We start from the raw sequence: 14309 nt of genomic DNA on the forward strand, positions 1-14309 counted from the left end.
CGACTTACTCGGCGGCGGGGGCGTCGGCGGCCGGCTCGGCGGCTGCGGCCTCGTCCGTGCCCTCTTCGTCGAGGTCCTCGGCCACGGTCGGGACAACGACCTGGACCACCAGCTGCTCCGGGTCGGAGACCAGCACGACGCCGTCGGGCAGCTGGACATCGCTGGCCAGGATCTGGGTACCGGCCGGGAGGCCCTCGACCGACGCCACCAGCTCGTCGGGAATCGACATCGCCTCGGCCTCGACCTCGATGGTGTTGAGCTCCTGGGTGACCAGGGTGCCTGGGGCGGACTCGCCCTGGATGACGACGTTGACCTCGACGACCACCTTCTCGCCGCGGCGGACCACCAGCAGGTCGACGTGCTGGATGTTGCGCCGGATCGGGTGGATGTCCAGGGCCCGGGTCAGCGCCAGGGCTTCCGTGCCCTCGATGTCGAGTACCAGCACCGCGTTGGTACCGGTGTAGCGCAGCACCGCAGCGAACTCGCGCGACGGGAGCAGCAGGTGCTGGGGATCGGTGCCGTGGCCGTAGAGCACGGCGGGGACCATGCCGTCGCGACGGGCCTGGCGCGAGGCGCCCTTGCCGGTCTTGGTGCGCACCGTGGCGCGGACGTTATTGGTGGTCTTGGCGGCTGGGGCCATGATGGTTGCTCCTAGGTGACCGTGCGGAAAAATTTCAGGCACGGCCAGAGCAGAAAACCGCAAGAATGCGGGTCCCCGCCGATAACGGTGGCCAAGCCACCCTCGCCGTGACGCCCGGCCAGGTTAGCGCATCGGGGCCTCAGAGCGAAAATTCGGTGTCCGTGAGCTGGGCCGATAGCTCCCACAGCGCCGTGGCCTTGGCCTTATTGCGGGCCAGCGGGCTGCGCGGCGACGGGCCGGTGGGCCCGGCCTGGCCGAACCGCGGACCGATGAAGGTGTCCCCGGGCACGTCCTGGGCGGCGGCGTAGAGCGTCTGCCGGGCGCCGAAGTCGGCCTCGGTCGCCATGAACCGGTTGCCGAAGCGCAGGAAGCGGCTGCTCAGCGGGCCGTCGGAATGCGTCTGCAGGTTGGTGGCCGAGTAACCCGGATGCGCCGCGATGGCGCGCACCGGCGACCCGGCACGCTCGAGGCGGCTGTGCAATTCGCTGGTGAACATCAGATTGGCGAGCTTGGACTGTCCGTAGGCGCCCCACGCCGAATACGGCCGCGCCTTCCAGTTCAGGTCCTTGAGGTTGATCCGACCGAAGAGGTGCATCAACGACGACACCGTCACCACCCGGTCGGTGATCTTCGGCAGTAGCCGGTTGGTCAGCGCGAAGTGCCCCAGGTGGTTGGTGCCGATCTGACTTTCGAAACCGTCCTTGGTCAACGCGAACGGCACGGCCATCACCCCGGCGTTGTTGATCAGCACGTCGACCCGCTCGACGCCGTCGGCGAATTCCCGCACCGACGCCAAGTCCTGCAGGTCGAGGCGGCGCACCTCGACCGCGCCGGTCATGGTGGCCGCGGCCGCGTCGCCCTTGTCGGTGTTGCGAACGGCCAGGATGACCGTGGCCCCCACCCGGGCCAATTCGCGGGCGGTGATCTCGCCGAGTCCGCTGTTGGCGCCCGTGACGATCACCGTGCGGTCGGCAAACGAGGGCAGGTCTGTGGCGGTCCAGTTGGTCATGATGGCCAGCCTAGAGGCCGCGAGCAGACGCAAACTTGCCGTTCTGTGCGCAATTTCGGGAAGTTTGCGTCTGCTCGCGAGAGGGGTGGAGGAGTCCTAGGGGACCGTGACCTCGAAGCCCTCGATGATCTCCTCGATGTCCGCGGAGTCGGCGACGGCCTGATCGGCCAGGCCGGTGATGGTCAACTGCACCAGGTAGCGCTGAAAGTCCGGCTCGGGCGTCACCGGGATGACGATGCGGCTGTAGCTGTGCAGCCGTCGCTCGTCGGGCCCATCGGAAGGCCCGTTGTAGCTGCCCTCGATCATCGCCGACGGGAAACCGCCGAAATCCGCGAACGATTCGTTGAGCTTGGCGAAGCCGGGCGACAGCAGCGCATCGGCGTTGGCGTGCCGGATCGCGGCGGGCACGTCGAAGCCGCCCTCGAGCCGGAAGACCAGCACCGTCGCCGTCGGATAGCCGTTGTCCCGGGCGATGGCCTCGGTCTGGGGTGCCAGGTTGTCGTTGCGGTAGGTGCTCCACCCGTCGGGCCGGACCAGGGTGACCGTCAGGCCGGTCAGATCCGCCGGTGCCACGGCCTCGCCCTGCACCCCGACGCTGGTCAGGTACTGCGAGAACGGGACGGGCGGCTCGGAGGTCACCGGGGCGCTCGGGGTGGTCGTCGTCGACCAGATCGACTGGTAGTCCGGCGCCGGCGTGCCGCACGCCGCGCACACCAGCAGCGCGGTGGCCGCGGCGGCGCAGCGGAGCCGGGAACTCACAGAATCTCGTGCACCGCGTCGATCGGTCGGGCCAACCGGGTGCCCTTGTCGGTGACGACGAAGGGACGCTCGATCAGGATGGGATGCTCGGCCAGCGCATCGAGCAGTGCGTCGTCGCCGGCCTCGGCGAGATTCAGCTCGGCATACAGCGATTCCCGTTTGCGCACCGCCTGGCGGACCTCGATGCCGGCATCGGCGATCAGCTGCGCCAACTCGGCGCGGCTGGGCGGAGTCTTCAGGTATTGCACCACTTCGGGCTCAATGCCGTTGTCGCGCAGCAGGTCCAGCGTCTTGCGCGAGGTGCTGCATTTCGGGTTGTGGTAGATGGTCGCGGTGGTGGCCTTGGGCATGCCTGCCATGTTAGGCCGATCCGTTGAAAAGTCCCGTGACCGAGCCGTTTTCGAACACCGCACGGATGGTGCTGGCCAGCAGCGGTGCGATCGACAGCACGGTCAGTTGCGGGAACCGCTTCTCCTCGCCGATCGGCAGGGTGTTGGTGACGATCACCTCGCGGGCGCCGCAGTCGGCCAACCGCTGCGCGGCCGGATCGCTGAGCACGCCGTGCGTGGCCGCGATGATGACGTCCTTGGCACCGTCTTCGCGCAGCAGCTTGACCGCGCCGGCGATGGTGCCGCCGGTGTCGATCATGTCGTCGGTGAGCACACAGGTCTTGCCCCGCACGTCGCCGACGACGCGGTTGGAGACCACCTGGTTGGGCACCAGCGGGTCGCGGGTCTTGTGGATGAAGGCCAGCGGCACGCCGCCGAGCGAGTCGGCCCATTTCTCGGCGACCCGCACGCGGCCGGAGTCGGGGGAGACCACGACCATGTCGTGGTTGGAGTAGTTGTCGCCGATGTAGCCGCACAGCAGCGACTGCCCGCGCATGTGGTCGACGGGGCCGTCGAAGAAGCCCTGGATCTGGTCGGTGTGCAGATCCACCGACACGATGCGATCGGCGCCGGCGGTCTTGAGCAGGTCGGCGACCAGTCGGGCCGAGATGGGCTCGCGGCCGCGGTGCTTCTTGTCCTGGCGGGCGTAGGGGTAGAACGGCAGGATCGCGGTGATGCGCTTGGCGCTGCCGCGCTTGAGCGCGTCGATCATGATCAGCTGTTCCATCAGCCACTGGTTCAGCGGCGCGGGATGGCTCTGCAGCACGAACGCGTCGCAGCCGCGTACCGACTCGTCGAACCGGACGAAGATCTCGCCGTTGGCGAAGTCCCGCGCGGTCTGCGCGGTGACGTGGACATCAAGTTCCTTGGCGACCTGGTCGGCAAGCTCGGGATGCGCTCGACCTGCGAACAGCATCAGGTTCTTGCGGTTTTCGGTCCACTCGTAGGTCACTTCAGCGCTGCCCTTGGCCTCGGGATCGGTATCGGGCCGGTTGGGACCGGCCGCCGGGGCCGGTTCGGTACCGGCCGCCAGGGCCAATCGTACGGAGCCTTACCCGGGTGGTGTTGCCGGGTTACCGGATTGCCAACAACTCGGGTAGTCGGCGGGCGCTACCGCTCGGTCTGGGCTCTGCGGGCCGCCTCGGCGGCGGCGCTGCCCGGGCGCTTGCGCTCCACCCAGCCTTCGATGTTGTGCTGTTCGTTCTCCGACACCGCGAGCGCACCGGGCGGCACATCGCGGCGCAGCACGGTGCCGGCGCCGGTGTAGGCACCGTCGCCGACCTGCACCGGAGCCACGAACATGGTGTCGGACCCGGTGCGCACGTGCGAGCCGATCGTGGTGCGACGCTTCGTCTCGCCGTCGTAGTTGACGAACACGCTGGAGGCCCCGATGTTGGATTGCTCGCCGATGTCGGCGTCGCCGACGTAGGTCAGGTGCGGCACCTTGGTGCCGGTGCCGATCACCGAGTTCTTGACCTCGACGAAGGCCCCGATCTTGCCGTCGGCGCCCAGGGTGGTGCCGGGCCGCAGATACGCGAACGGGCCGACGACGGCACCGGAGCCGATCTGCGACTGGCCGCCGTGGGTGCGCACCACCGAGGCGCCGTCGCCGACGCTGACGTCGGCCAACGTGGTGTCCGGACCGATCACGCACCCGGCGCCGATCGTGGTGCTGCCCAGCAGTTGGGTGCCGGGCTGGATGACGGAGTCGCGGCCGACGGTGACGTCGACGTCGACCCAGGTGGTGGCGGGGTCGACGATGGTGACGCCGGAGCGCTGCAGCCTGGCCACCAGGCGGCGGTTGAACTCGGTGCCCAGGTCGGACAGCTGCACGCGGTCGTTGACGCCGGCGACCAGCATGCTGTCGTCGATGTGCTGGGCGTGCACGATCTTGCCGCTGCTGCGGACGATCGAGATCACGTCGGTCAAGTAGAGCTCGTGCTGCGCGTTGTCGGCCGAGAGCTGCTCGAGCGCGGCGCGCAGGGCCGTGATGTCGAACGCGTACACCCCGGTGTTGACCTCGCGGATGGCCCGCTGCTGCGGGGTGGCGTCGGCCTCCTCGACGATCGCGATGACCTCGCCGTCCTGGGTGCGCAGGATCCGGCCGTAGCCGGTGGCGTCGTCCAACGTGGTGGTCAGCACGGTCACCGCGGCGGGCTCGGTGCGGTGCGTCTCGGTCAGCGCGGCCAACGTGTCGGCGTCCAGTAGCGGGGTGTCGCCGGAGGTCACCACGACGGTGCCGGCGAAGTCCGCGGGCAGCGCGGACAGCCCGCACAGCGCGGCGTGCCCGGTGCCGAGCTGTTGGTCCTGGACCGCGATGTCGATCCGCCGGCCCAGCGACTCGGCGAGTTCGGCCACGGTCGGTGCGATGCGGTCGCGGTCCTTGCCGAGCACCACCACCAGATGGGTGGGGGCGGCCTTGGTCACGGCGTGCAATGCGTGCGACAACATGCTGCGCCCGGCGAGGGTGTGCAGCACCTTCGGGGTGTCCGATTGCATCCTGGTGCCGGCACCTGCGGCCAGCACCACCGTCGCGGTCTCGGTACCCGATTCGCGCTGTGTCGTCATGGCCCTTCTTTCGGACTTGCTCCGTCGCCAGGACTCGAACCTGAACTATCTGAACCAAAATCAGAGGTGCTGCCGATTACACCACGACGGACTATCGCGGTCGGCAGTCTATACGCTGGTGCCCGTGGGAGCTCCGGAGAAAGAGGTACGGGCGCCGCGGGCCCGGATGACCGGCAGCGAACGTCGACGTCAACTCATCGACATCGCTCGCTCGTTGTTCGCCGAACGCGGTTACGACGCGACCTCCATCGAGGAGATCGCGCTGCGCGCCAACGTCTCCAAACCCGTCGTCTACGAGCACTTCGGCGGTAAGGAAGGGCTCTACGCGGTGGTGGTTGACCGCGAGATGTCGGCGTTGCTGGACGGCATCACCTCGTCGTTGACCAACAACCGGTCCCGGGTGCGCATCGAACGGGTCGCGCTGGCGCTGCTGACCTACGTCGAGGAGCGCACCGACGGCTTCCGGATCATGATCCGCGACTCGCCGGCCTCGATCAGTTCCGGCACCTACTCCTCGCTGCTCAACGACGCGGTCAACCAGGTCAGCTCGATCCTGGCCGGGGACTTCTCCCGCCGCGGGCTCGATCCCGACCTCGCACCGCTGTACGCCCAGGCCCTGGTCGGTTCGGTGTCGATGACCGCCCAGTGGTGGCTCGACACCCGCGAACCGAAGAAGGAAGTGGTGGCTGCGCACCTGGTCAACCTGATGTGGAACGGCCTGACCCACCTCGAGGCCGACCCGCACCTGCAGGACGAGTGAGGCCCGGTTCCCCGGCCCATCCCCGTGAGACGCGTCACGAGAAGTAGCCCCGTAGAATCGCTTTCATCATGACCGCACCGGGGCACCCTCATGTCCAGACCCCGATTGCGGGGCTCACCGAGTTGGCGTTGACGGCGCCGACCTTTGTCGATCTGTGCGCGCGGACGGCGGAGAAGCCCGCCGAGTTGAAGCTGGTTGCCCCGTCCAGCGCCCAGTTCCTGGTGGCGGCCGCGCTGGCCAAGCAGGGACCGCTGCTGGTGGTCACCGCCACGGGGCGGGAGGCCGATGACCTGACCGCCGAGTTGCGCGGGGTCTTCGGGGACTCGGTGGCGCTGTTCCCGTCCTGGGAGACGCTGCCGCACGAACGGCTCTCACCGGGGGTCGAGACTGTCGGGGCGCGGATGCTGATGCTGCGCCGGCTGGCCTTCCCCGACGACGCGCGGCTGGGCCCGCCCCTGCAGGTGGTGGTGACGACGGCGCGTTCGCTGCTGCAGCCGATGGTCAGCGGCCTCGCGACCTCGGAGCACACCGAACCGGTGCTGCTGTCCGTCGGCGACGAGGTGGGCTTCGAGGACACGATTGCGCGCCTGTCGCGGATGGCCTACGACCGCGTGGACATGGTCGGCAAGCGCGGTGAGTTCGCGGTGCGCGGCGGCATCCTGGACGTTTTCGCGCCGACGGCCGAACACCCGGTGCGGATCGAGTTCTGGGGCGACGAGGTCTCCGAGATGCGGATGTTCTCGGTCGCGGACCAGCGTTCGATCACCGAGATCCCGGTCGATTTCCTGGTGGCGGTGCCGTGTCGGGAACTGATGCTCACCGAGGACGTCAAGGCGCGCGCGGCCGAACTGTTGAAGGGCAAGTCCGCCGGCACCGACGCCGTGGCGAGCCCGGCGACCGGCAGCGTCGGGGACATGCTGGCCAAACTCGCCGAAGGCATCCCGGTCGACGGCATGGAGGCGCTGATGCCGGTGCTGCGGCCCGATGACCCGGCGCTGCTGACCGATCAGCTGGCCCCGGGCACCCCGGTGCTGGTGTGCGATCCGGAGAAGGTTCGCACCCGCGCGGGCGACCTGATCAAGACCGGCCGCGAGTTCCTGGAGGCGTCCTGGTCGGTGGCCGCGGTCGGTGGGGACGCGCCCATCGACATCGAGCAACTCGGCGGCTCGGGATTCCGCGAACTCGCCGAGGTGCGCGCCGGAGCCCGCGCCGGCGGCCATCCGTGGTGGACGCTGAGCCAGCTGCCCGACGAGTCGGCCATCGAACTCGACGTGCGGCCCTCCCCGTCGGCCCGCAGCCAACAGAGTCTCGAGGAGATCTTCGCGATGCTGCGCGCCCACGTCGTCACCGGCGGGCGCGCGGCGGTCGTGACCCCCGGGGCCGGCACCGCCAACCGCGTCGTCGAGCAGCTGGGTGAAAACGACACGCCCGCAGCGTTGTTGGAGTCGGGGCAGCAGCCCCAGCCGGGTGTCGTGGGGGTGCTCCGAGGCCCGCTGCACGACGGGCTGGTGGTCCCGGGCGCGGAATTGGTGATCATCACCGAGACCGACCTGACCGGCAACCGGGTCACCGCGACCGACGGCAAGCGGCTGGCGGCCAAGCGCCGCAACACCGTGGATCCGTTGGCGCTGACCGCCGGCGATCTGGTGGTGCACGACCAGCACGGCATCGGCAAGTTCGTCGAGATGACCGAACGCATTGTCGGCGGGGCGCGCCGGGAATACCTGGTGCTCGAATACGCCTCGGCCAAGCGCGGCGGTGGGTCGGACCGGCTGTATGTGCCGATGGATTCGCTGGATCAGCTGTCCCGCTACGTCGGTGGCCAGGCGCCCAGCCTGAGTCGGCTCGGCGGCAGCGACTGGACGAACACGAAGACCAAGGCGCGCAAGGCCGTTCGCGAGATCGCCACCGAGCTGGTGGCGTTGTACGCCAAACGCCAGGCCGCGCCCGGACACGCGTTCGCGCCGGACACCCCGTGGCAGGCCGAGATGGAGGACGCGTTCGGCTTCACCGAGACCGTCGACCAGATGACCGCCATCACCGACGTCAAGGCCGACATGGAAAAGCCGATCCCGATGGACCGCGTCATCTGCGGCGACGTCGGGTACGGCAAGACCGAGATCGCGGTGCGGGCGGCGTTCAAGGCGATTCAGGACGGCAAGCAGGTCGCGGTGTTGGTGCCCACCACGCTGCTGGCCGATCAGCACCTGCAGACCTTCACCACCCGGATGGCGGGCTTCCCGGTGACCGTGAAGGGGTTGTCGCGCTTCACCGACGCCGGCGAGTCCAAGGCCGTGCTCGAGGGCATGGCCGACGGGTCGGTCGACGTGGTGATCGGCACGCACCGCCTGCTGCAGACCGGGGTGCGCTGGAAGGACCTCGGCCTGGTGGTCGTCGACGAGGAGCAGCGGTTCGGCGTCGAACACAAGGAACACATCAAGAGCCTGCGCACCCACGTCGACGTGCTGACCATGAGCGCCACCCCGATCCCGCGCACCCTGGAGATGAGCCTGGCCGGCATCCGCGAGATGTCGACCATCCTGACCCCGCCGGAGGAGCGCTACCCGGTGCTGACCTACGTCGGCCCGCACGACGACAAGCAGGTGGCCGCGGCGCTGCGCCGGGAGTTGCTGCGTGACGGTCAGGTGTTCTACATCCACAACCGGGTCAGCACCATCGACTCGGCCGCGGCGAAGGTCCGCGCGCTGGTGCCCGAGGCCCGTGTCGTCGTCGGGCACGGTCAGATGCCCGAGGAGCAGCTGGAACGGACCGTCGAGGGGTTCTGGAACCGGGACTACGACATCCTGGTCTGCACCACGATCGTCGAAACCGGGTTGGACATCTCCAACGCCAACACCCTGATCGTGGAGCGGGCCGACACCTTCGGCCTGTCCCAGCTGCACCAGTTGCGCGGCCGGGTGGGACGCAGCCGGGAACGCGGCTACGCCTATTTCCTGTACTCGCCCGAGGTGCCGCTGACCGAGACCGCCTACGACCGGCTGGCCACGATCGCGCAGAACAACGAACTCGGCGCCGGGATGGCCGTGGCCATGAAGGACCTGGAGATCCGGGGCGCCGGCAACGTGTTGGGCGCCGAGCAGTCCGGCCATGTCGCGGGTGTGGGGTTCGACCTGTACGTGCGGCTGGTCGGCGAGGCCGTCGAGGCCTACCGCGCCGTGGCCGACGGCGAAACCGTCACGGGCCCAGTCGAACCCAAGGAAGTCCGGATCGACCTGCCCGTCGATGCGCACCTGCCGCCGGAGTACATCGACAGCGACCGGCTGCGGCTGGAGGCCTACCGCCGGCTGGCCGCCGCGAACGACGACGCCGCGGTCAGCGCGGTCGTCGAGGAACTCACCGACCGCTACGGGGAGCCGCCGGAACCGGTGCTGCGGCTGATCGCGGTGGCCCGGCTGCGGCTGCTGTGCCGCGCCAGCGGGGTCACCGAGGTGTCGGCGACCGGGGCCGCCGGCCAAACCGCGACCCTGCGGTTGGCGCCGCTGACGCTGCCGGACTCGGCTCAGCTGCGGCTCAAGCGCATGTATCCGGGTTCGAACTATCGCGCCACCACCGCGACGGTGCAGGTGCCGATTCCGCGGGTGGGGACCGGTGTCGCCGCACCGCGCATCCGCGACCTCGAGTTGGTCCAGATGGTCGCCGATCTGCTGGTGGCATTGGATGGCCGACCGCAGGGCGAAGTTGATATAACGGCAGGCACGGGCAATGGGAAGAAGGGACCGGACCGATGACCGTGATCCTGGTCGACCCGCGCCGCCCCACCCTGGTCCCGATCGAGGCCATCGAACTGCTCAGCGGCGACCTGCAGTACACCGAAGAGATGCCGATCAAGGTGCCGTGGTCGTTGCCCAATGCCCGGATGGTCGGCGCGTCCGAGGACGACGAGCAGGCGCCGGTGCTGCTGTCCTCGGACCCGGCGCACCCTGCGGTCGCGGCCCGGATTGCCGCCGGAGAGAAGGTGATCAGCGCGCCCGATCCCTATCCCGGTGAGCGTCTTGTCGACGCGGTCGCGTTGATGGACCGGCTGCGCACGGACGGGCCGTGGGAGAGCGAACAGACGCACGATTCACTGCGTCGCTATCTGCTTGAGGAAACCTACGAATTGTTCGACGCGGTGCGCGACGGCGACGCCGAGCAACTGCGCGAGGAGTTGGGCGACGTCCTGCTGCAGGTGCTGTTCCACGCCCGCATCGCCCAGGACGCGCCCGCGCACCCGTTCACCATCGACGATGTCGCCGATGCGCTGGTCCGCAAGCTGGGCAACCGGGCGCCGGCGGTGCTGGCCGGCGAATCGATCTCGCTCGAGGACCAGCTGGCGCAGTGGGAGGAACGCAAGGCGTCAGAGAAATCGGCGAAGTCCGGCACCGCCGCGGTCTCGGCGATGGACGACGTGCCGACGGCCCAACCCGCGCTCGCGTTGGCGCAGAAGGTGGTCAGCCGTGCCCGGCAGGCCGGGCTGCCCGAGGATCTGGTGCCCGAGGCGCTGTTGACCGTCACGCTGTCGCCGGAGCTGGACGCCGAAAGCGCCTTGCGCGCCGAGGCTTTGGCCTTCATCGACGACGTGCGCGCCGCCGAGCAGACGATCGCACGCGGGCGCGGCGACATCGATGCATCCGCGTTGGGTGCGGCGTCGCAGGACGAGTGGCGTGCGGCGTGGCCGCAAGCTCAGCCGAACAGCGTCGAACCCCAGTAGGCGCTGTCGTCGCCCGCGGGTACGCCGGGCGGAACGGCGAAGATGGCCGACCCGGTGTGCGTGATGTACTCGTTGAGCAGGTCCTGACGGGCCAATTCGGCCTGCACCGGGATGAATTGGGTTTCGGGGTTGCGGACGAAAGCGATGAAGAACAGCCCGGCGTCGAGGTGCCCGAACCCGTCGGTGCCGTCGGTGAAGTTGTAGCCGCGACGCAGGATCTCGGCGCCGTTGTTGTGCTCCGGTGAGGCCAGCCGGACATGGGCCAACGGATCGATCAGCGGTTCGCCCTCGTCGTCGATGGCCTGGAGGTTGAGCGGCTCGAACTCGTCGGCCAGCCCGATGGGCGCACCGCTGCCCTTCGATCGGCCGATCACCCGTTCCTGTTCGAGCAGCGTGGTGCGGTCCCACTGCTCGATGCGCATCCGGATGCGCCGCGCCACCAGGTAACTGCCGCCGGTCAGCCACTCGGGTCCGTCGCCGGGCGCGACCCAGACGTGCTTGTCGAGCAACCCGGTGTCCTCGGCCTTGACGTTGTTGGTGCCGTCCTTGAAGCCGAACAGGTTGCGCGGGGTGGTCTGCTCGCGGGTGGTCGAGGAGGTGCGGCCAAAACCCAACTGCGAATAGCGAACCGCGGCGGTCCCGAACGCCACCCGGGCCAGATTGCGCACCGCGTGCACCGCGACCTGCGGATCGTTGGCGCAGGCCTGGATGCAGATGTCGCCGCCGCTGCGGGCCGGGTCCATGGTCTCGTTCGGGAACTTCGGCAGATCCTTGAGCAGGGCCGGTCGCTGCCCGCCGAGACCGAAGCGGGCCCGGTTGTCCTTGGCGAAGAACGTCGGGCCGAAGCCGATGGTCAGAGTCAGCTGTGAGGCCGGCAGGCCCAGGGCCTCCCCGGTGTCGGTGGGCGGCGCGTACGGGTTGAGGCCGACGGCACCGGCCTCGGTGGTCTCCTCGCCGCGGGTCATCCGCTCGGCCATCTGCGTCCACTCGCGCAGCATCTGCACGACCTCGTCGCGGCTTTCGGTGGTGACATCGAAGGCCGCGAAGTGCATCCGGTCCTGCGCCGGGGTGACGATCCCGGCCTGGCGCTGCCCCCGGAACGGCACCGGGCTCTGCAGGACGACGTGCCCGGTGTCGGCGGCCGAGGCGCGCCCGGCGACGACGCCGGCCCCGGCGGCACCGGCGAACGCGACGCCCACCCCGGCCGCGCCGAGCAGCTTGCGCCGGGAGAATCCCGTCCGCTCGCGCTGCGTCACCGAGTCGTCGGACTCATCGGCCGGCGATGACACCTTGCACCTGGCTCACCTCTTTGCTGAGCGCGTCGATCGCGCGCGAGAGTTCTTGACGCTGCGGTTCGGTGACCGTGTCGTAGGACACGAAGCCGTCGCCGGCGCGCAGCCGCATCAGCAGGGCCTCGACTTCGGCGAAGCGCTGATCGACCCGCTTGCCCAGTTCCGGATCGCGCTCATCGAGGATCGGGCGCACCGAGGAGACCGCGGTCTGCGATCCCTGGACGTTGGCGTTGAAGTCCCACAGGTCGGTGTGGCTGAAGATGTCTTCCTCGCCGGTGATCTTGCTGGTCGCGATCTCGTCGAGCAATCCCTGTGCGCCACCGGCGATCTGGGTGGAGTCGATCTTCCAGCTGGGATCCTTGACCCCGGCGTCGAGTTCGCGGATGTCGGCCAGCAGCTGGTCGGCGATCTCGCCGGAGTCCGGCTGCAGGCCGTCGACCCACAGATCCTTCTCGAGGCGGTGGAACCCGGTCCACTTCTGGCCCTCGGACAGGTCCGCCTCGCGCAGGTCGATCCGCGGGTCGAGGTCGTTGGGGAACGATTCGGCGACCGGTTCGATGCGCTCGTAGTAGGTGCGCGCGATCGGGAACTGCGTCTTGGCCTCTTCGACGTTGCCGGCCTTGATCGCGTCGACGAACAGCTGGGTGGCCGGGATCAGCGCCTCGGTCTGGCTGTTGACGTAGCGCTTGTAGCTGTCGGCGGCCTCTTTGAACTTGCCCTCGGTGTCGATCTCGACGGCGTCGCCGGTGACGGTGAACTCGCTGCGCAGGCCGTCGCCGACCATGCCGGGCTTGCACGCGGTCTGATAGGTGCCGGGCTCGCCGAGTTGCACGATCAGCTTGCGGTTCAGGCCGGGGGAGATGTTCTCGACCTCGCCCATCACCCGGTCGCCCTCGCCGTACACGTAGAACTCGGTGACCTTGTTGCCCTCGTTGGTGACGACGAAGGTGTTGGCGCCGGTGGTGCCCTGCGTGCTCGACAGCTCACACGAGTCGTCGGTGGCGGTCACCTTGATCTCGGCTGCCTGGGCCGCGCCGTCGGCCGTGTCGGCCTCCTTGGCGGCGCAGCTGGTCAGCGCGAGTCCGGTCAACAGGGCCGCCGCTGCGGCGACGCCGGCCTTCGCGGGCAAGGGAAAACGATTCACGTGGTTGACCTTTCGGGTTCTGCAATGGTTTCCGGGTCCGTACTCGGATCGGGTTCGGGGCTGCGCCGGCCAGGACGCAGGAACAGCACGAGGACCACCGCGACATAGGTCAGCCAGCACAGCAGCTGCAGCACCGTCGGTGTCGGCGTGATGTTGAAGATGCCCTGGATGACCTCGCCGTACCAGGACGACCAGTTGAACCAGGACGTGATGTCGAAGGCCCGGGTGGTCAGGCCGGGCAGCCAGCCGACGGTTTGCAGCGCGCCGACGCCGTAGGACAGCACGCCGGCGGCCACCAGGATCAGGAAGACGCCGGTGTAGGAGAAGAACTTGCCGAGATCGAGCCGCACCGCGCCCTTGTAGAGGCCGTAGGCGATCGCGGCGGCGATCAGCACCCCGATGATCAGACCCGTGAGCGGCCACAGGGTTTCGGCGTCGGCGTAGCCGACCATGAACAGCGCGGTCTCCACGCCCTCGCGGCCGACGGCCAGGAATGCCAACGCCGTCACCGCCAGTGCCCCGGTCTCCAGGGCGGAGGCCATCTCGGAGCGCAGTTGGCCCGACATGCCCGCGGCGGCCCGCTTCATCCACAGCACCATGGTCGTGACGATCACTACGGCGATCAACGAGGCCACCCCGGCGATGGCCTCGGCCGCCAGGCCCGTGACGGTGTTCTCACCGAGTTGGATTCCGAGGAACACCACGACGGTCATGGCGATCGCCGCACCCACGCCCAGCCACACCCATTTCAGGGCGTCGCGGCGGTCGGATTTCACCAGGAAGGCCACCAGGATCATGACGATCATCGAGGCTTCCAAGCCCTCGCGTAGACCGATCAGACCACTGCCGAACACCTGCGATGGGACACTGGGACCGGCAGCGATTATCGCGACAGGAATGGCGCCGTCGAAGCTCATATAGGTGTCCTTGCTGCGGCGCGGTGCAACGCTGACGTTGCTGGGCCGATATCAGGTATGGCTCACCTTAGCAGCGGGGGAAAACCGGCGGAATATCTACGATCCGCTGCGCCGGGACGG

The 14309-nt window shown here is 68.8% G+C and carries 12 protein-coding genes and 1 tRNA gene; 3 read left to right on the forward strand and 10 right to left on the reverse strand.

Annotation, left to right across the window (positions count from 1 at the left end):
* Window positions 1-4 precede the first annotated feature (4 nt).
* From RCP80_RS04445 to RCP80_RS04475, 7 genes are all read right to left on the reverse strand, one after another.
* The gene (locus tag RCP80_RS04445) at window positions 5-640 is read right to left on the reverse strand and encodes a 50S ribosomal protein L25/general stress protein Ctc (RefSeq protein ID WP_308481195.1); all 636 of its coding nucleotides are present in this window, start codon (window positions 638-640) and stop codon (window positions 5-7) included.
* 139 nt (window positions 641-779) lie between these two features.
* Complete coding sequence (locus RCP80_RS04450; RefSeq protein WP_308481196.1) at window positions 780-1649, reverse strand: oxidoreductase; 870 nt, start codon at window positions 1647-1649, stop codon at window positions 780-782.
* 96 nt (window positions 1650-1745) lie between these two features.
* A complete protein-coding gene (locus RCP80_RS04455) occupies window positions 1746-2408 on the reverse strand; it encodes an LpqN/LpqT family lipoprotein (protein WP_308481197.1) in 663 nt (220 codons plus the stop codon).
* The gene (arsC, locus tag RCP80_RS04460; RefSeq protein ID WP_308481198.1) at window positions 2405-2758 is read right to left on the reverse strand and encodes an arsenate reductase (glutaredoxin); all 354 of its coding nucleotides are present in this window, start codon (window positions 2756-2758) and stop codon (window positions 2405-2407) included. The genes RCP80_RS04455 and arsC overlap by 4 nt, the downstream gene beginning before the upstream one ends.
* A gap of 10 nt (window positions 2759-2768) precedes the next feature.
* A complete protein-coding gene (locus RCP80_RS04465; RefSeq protein WP_308482700.1) occupies window positions 2769-3749 on the reverse strand; it encodes a ribose-phosphate diphosphokinase in 981 nt (326 codons plus the stop codon).
* A gap of 158 nt (window positions 3750-3907) precedes the next feature.
* Window positions 3908-5365: a bifunctional UDP-N-acetylglucosamine diphosphorylase/glucosamine-1-phosphate N-acetyltransferase GlmU gene (gene glmU, locus RCP80_RS04470; protein WP_308481199.1), complete on the reverse strand. Its 1458-nt coding sequence runs from the start codon at window positions 5363-5365 to the stop codon at window positions 3908-3910.
* Between the two features lie 19 nt (window positions 5366-5384).
* A tRNA-Gln gene (locus RCP80_RS04475) sits at window positions 5385-5456 on the reverse strand.
* 75 nt (window positions 5457-5531) lie between these two features.
* On the opposite strand from RCP80_RS04475, the gene RCP80_RS04480 reads away from it, so the two are divergent.
* The 3 genes from RCP80_RS04480 to RCP80_RS04490 all read left to right on the forward strand — a co-directional run bounded on the left by RCP80_RS04480 (window position 5532) and on the right by RCP80_RS04490 (window position 10836).
* Window positions 5532-6125 carry a TetR/AcrR family transcriptional regulator gene (locus RCP80_RS04480; RefSeq protein ID WP_308482701.1) on the forward strand — a complete coding sequence of 198 codons (594 nt, stop codon included), beginning with the start codon at window positions 5532-5534 and terminating at the stop codon, window positions 6123-6125.
* A gap of 68 nt (window positions 6126-6193) precedes the next feature.
* Window positions 6194-9874, forward strand: coding sequence for a transcription-repair coupling factor (mfd, locus tag RCP80_RS04485; protein ID WP_308481200.1), 3681 nt, complete (start codon window positions 6194-6196; stop codon window positions 9872-9874).
* Window positions 9871-10836 carry a nucleoside triphosphate pyrophosphohydrolase gene (locus RCP80_RS04490; RefSeq protein WP_308481201.1) on the forward strand — a complete coding sequence of 322 codons (966 nt, stop codon included), beginning with the start codon at window positions 9871-9873 and terminating at the stop codon, window positions 10834-10836. The genes mfd and RCP80_RS04490 overlap by 4 nt, the downstream gene beginning before the upstream one ends.
* On the opposite strand, the gene efeB is transcribed toward RCP80_RS04490, so the two are convergent.
* Genes efeB through efeU form a run of 3 tightly spaced genes read right to left on the reverse strand, consistent with a single transcriptional unit; the run spans window position 10809 to window position 14189 of the window.
* Window positions 10809-12125 carry an iron uptake transporter deferrochelatase/peroxidase subunit gene (gene efeB / locus RCP80_RS04495; RefSeq protein ID WP_308481202.1) on the reverse strand — a complete coding sequence of 439 codons (1317 nt, stop codon included), beginning with the start codon at window positions 12123-12125 and terminating at the stop codon, window positions 10809-10811. The genes RCP80_RS04490 and efeB overlap by 28 nt on opposite strands.
* The gene (gene efeO / locus RCP80_RS04500; RefSeq protein ID WP_373693447.1) at window positions 12106-13272 is read right to left on the reverse strand and encodes an iron uptake system protein EfeO; all 1167 of its coding nucleotides are present in this window, start codon (window positions 13270-13272) and stop codon (window positions 12106-12108) included. Before efeO ends, efeB begins: the two co-directional genes overlap by 20 nt.
* A complete protein-coding gene (gene efeU / locus RCP80_RS04505) occupies window positions 13269-14189 on the reverse strand; it encodes an iron uptake transporter permease EfeU (RefSeq protein WP_308481203.1) in 921 nt (306 codons plus the stop codon). The genes efeO and efeU overlap by 4 nt, the downstream gene beginning before the upstream one ends.
* Window positions 14190-14309 lie beyond the last annotated feature (120 nt).

The sequence above is a fragment of the Mycolicibacterium sp. MU0053 genome, from assembly GCF_963378095.1.
Taxonomy (GTDB): domain Bacteria; phylum Actinomycetota; class Actinomycetes; order Mycobacteriales; family Mycobacteriaceae; genus Mycobacterium; species Mycobacterium burgundiense.

Coding starts and splice junctions, on each gene's coding strand:
- mfd (WP_308481200.1), top strand. CDS start 6,194: ATGACCGCACCGGGGCACCCTCATGTCCAGACCCCGATTGCGGGGCTC.
- arsC (WP_308481198.1), bottom strand. CDS start 2,758: ATGCCCAAGGCCACCACCGCGACCATCTACCACAACCCGAAATGCAGC.
- glmU (WP_308481199.1), bottom strand. CDS start 5,365: ATGACGACACAGCGCGAATCGGGTACCGAGACCGCGACGGTGGTGCTG.
- RCP80_RS04450 (WP_308481196.1), bottom strand. CDS start 1,649: ATGACCAACTGGACCGCCACAGACCTGCCCTCGTTTGCCGACCGCACG.
- RCP80_RS04445 (WP_308481195.1), bottom strand. CDS start 640: ATGGCCCCAGCCGCCAAGACCACCAATAACGTCCGCGCCACGGTGCGC.
- RCP80_RS04480 (WP_308482701.1), top strand. CDS start 5,532: ATGACCGGCAGCGAACGTCGACGTCAACTCATCGACATCGCTCGCTCG.
- efeU (WP_308481203.1), bottom strand. CDS start 14,189: ATGAGCTTCGACGGCGCCATTCCTGTCGCGATAATCGCTGCCGGTCCC.
- RCP80_RS04490 (WP_308481201.1), top strand. CDS start 9,871: ATGACCGTGATCCTGGTCGACCCGCGCCGCCCCACCCTGGTCCCGATC.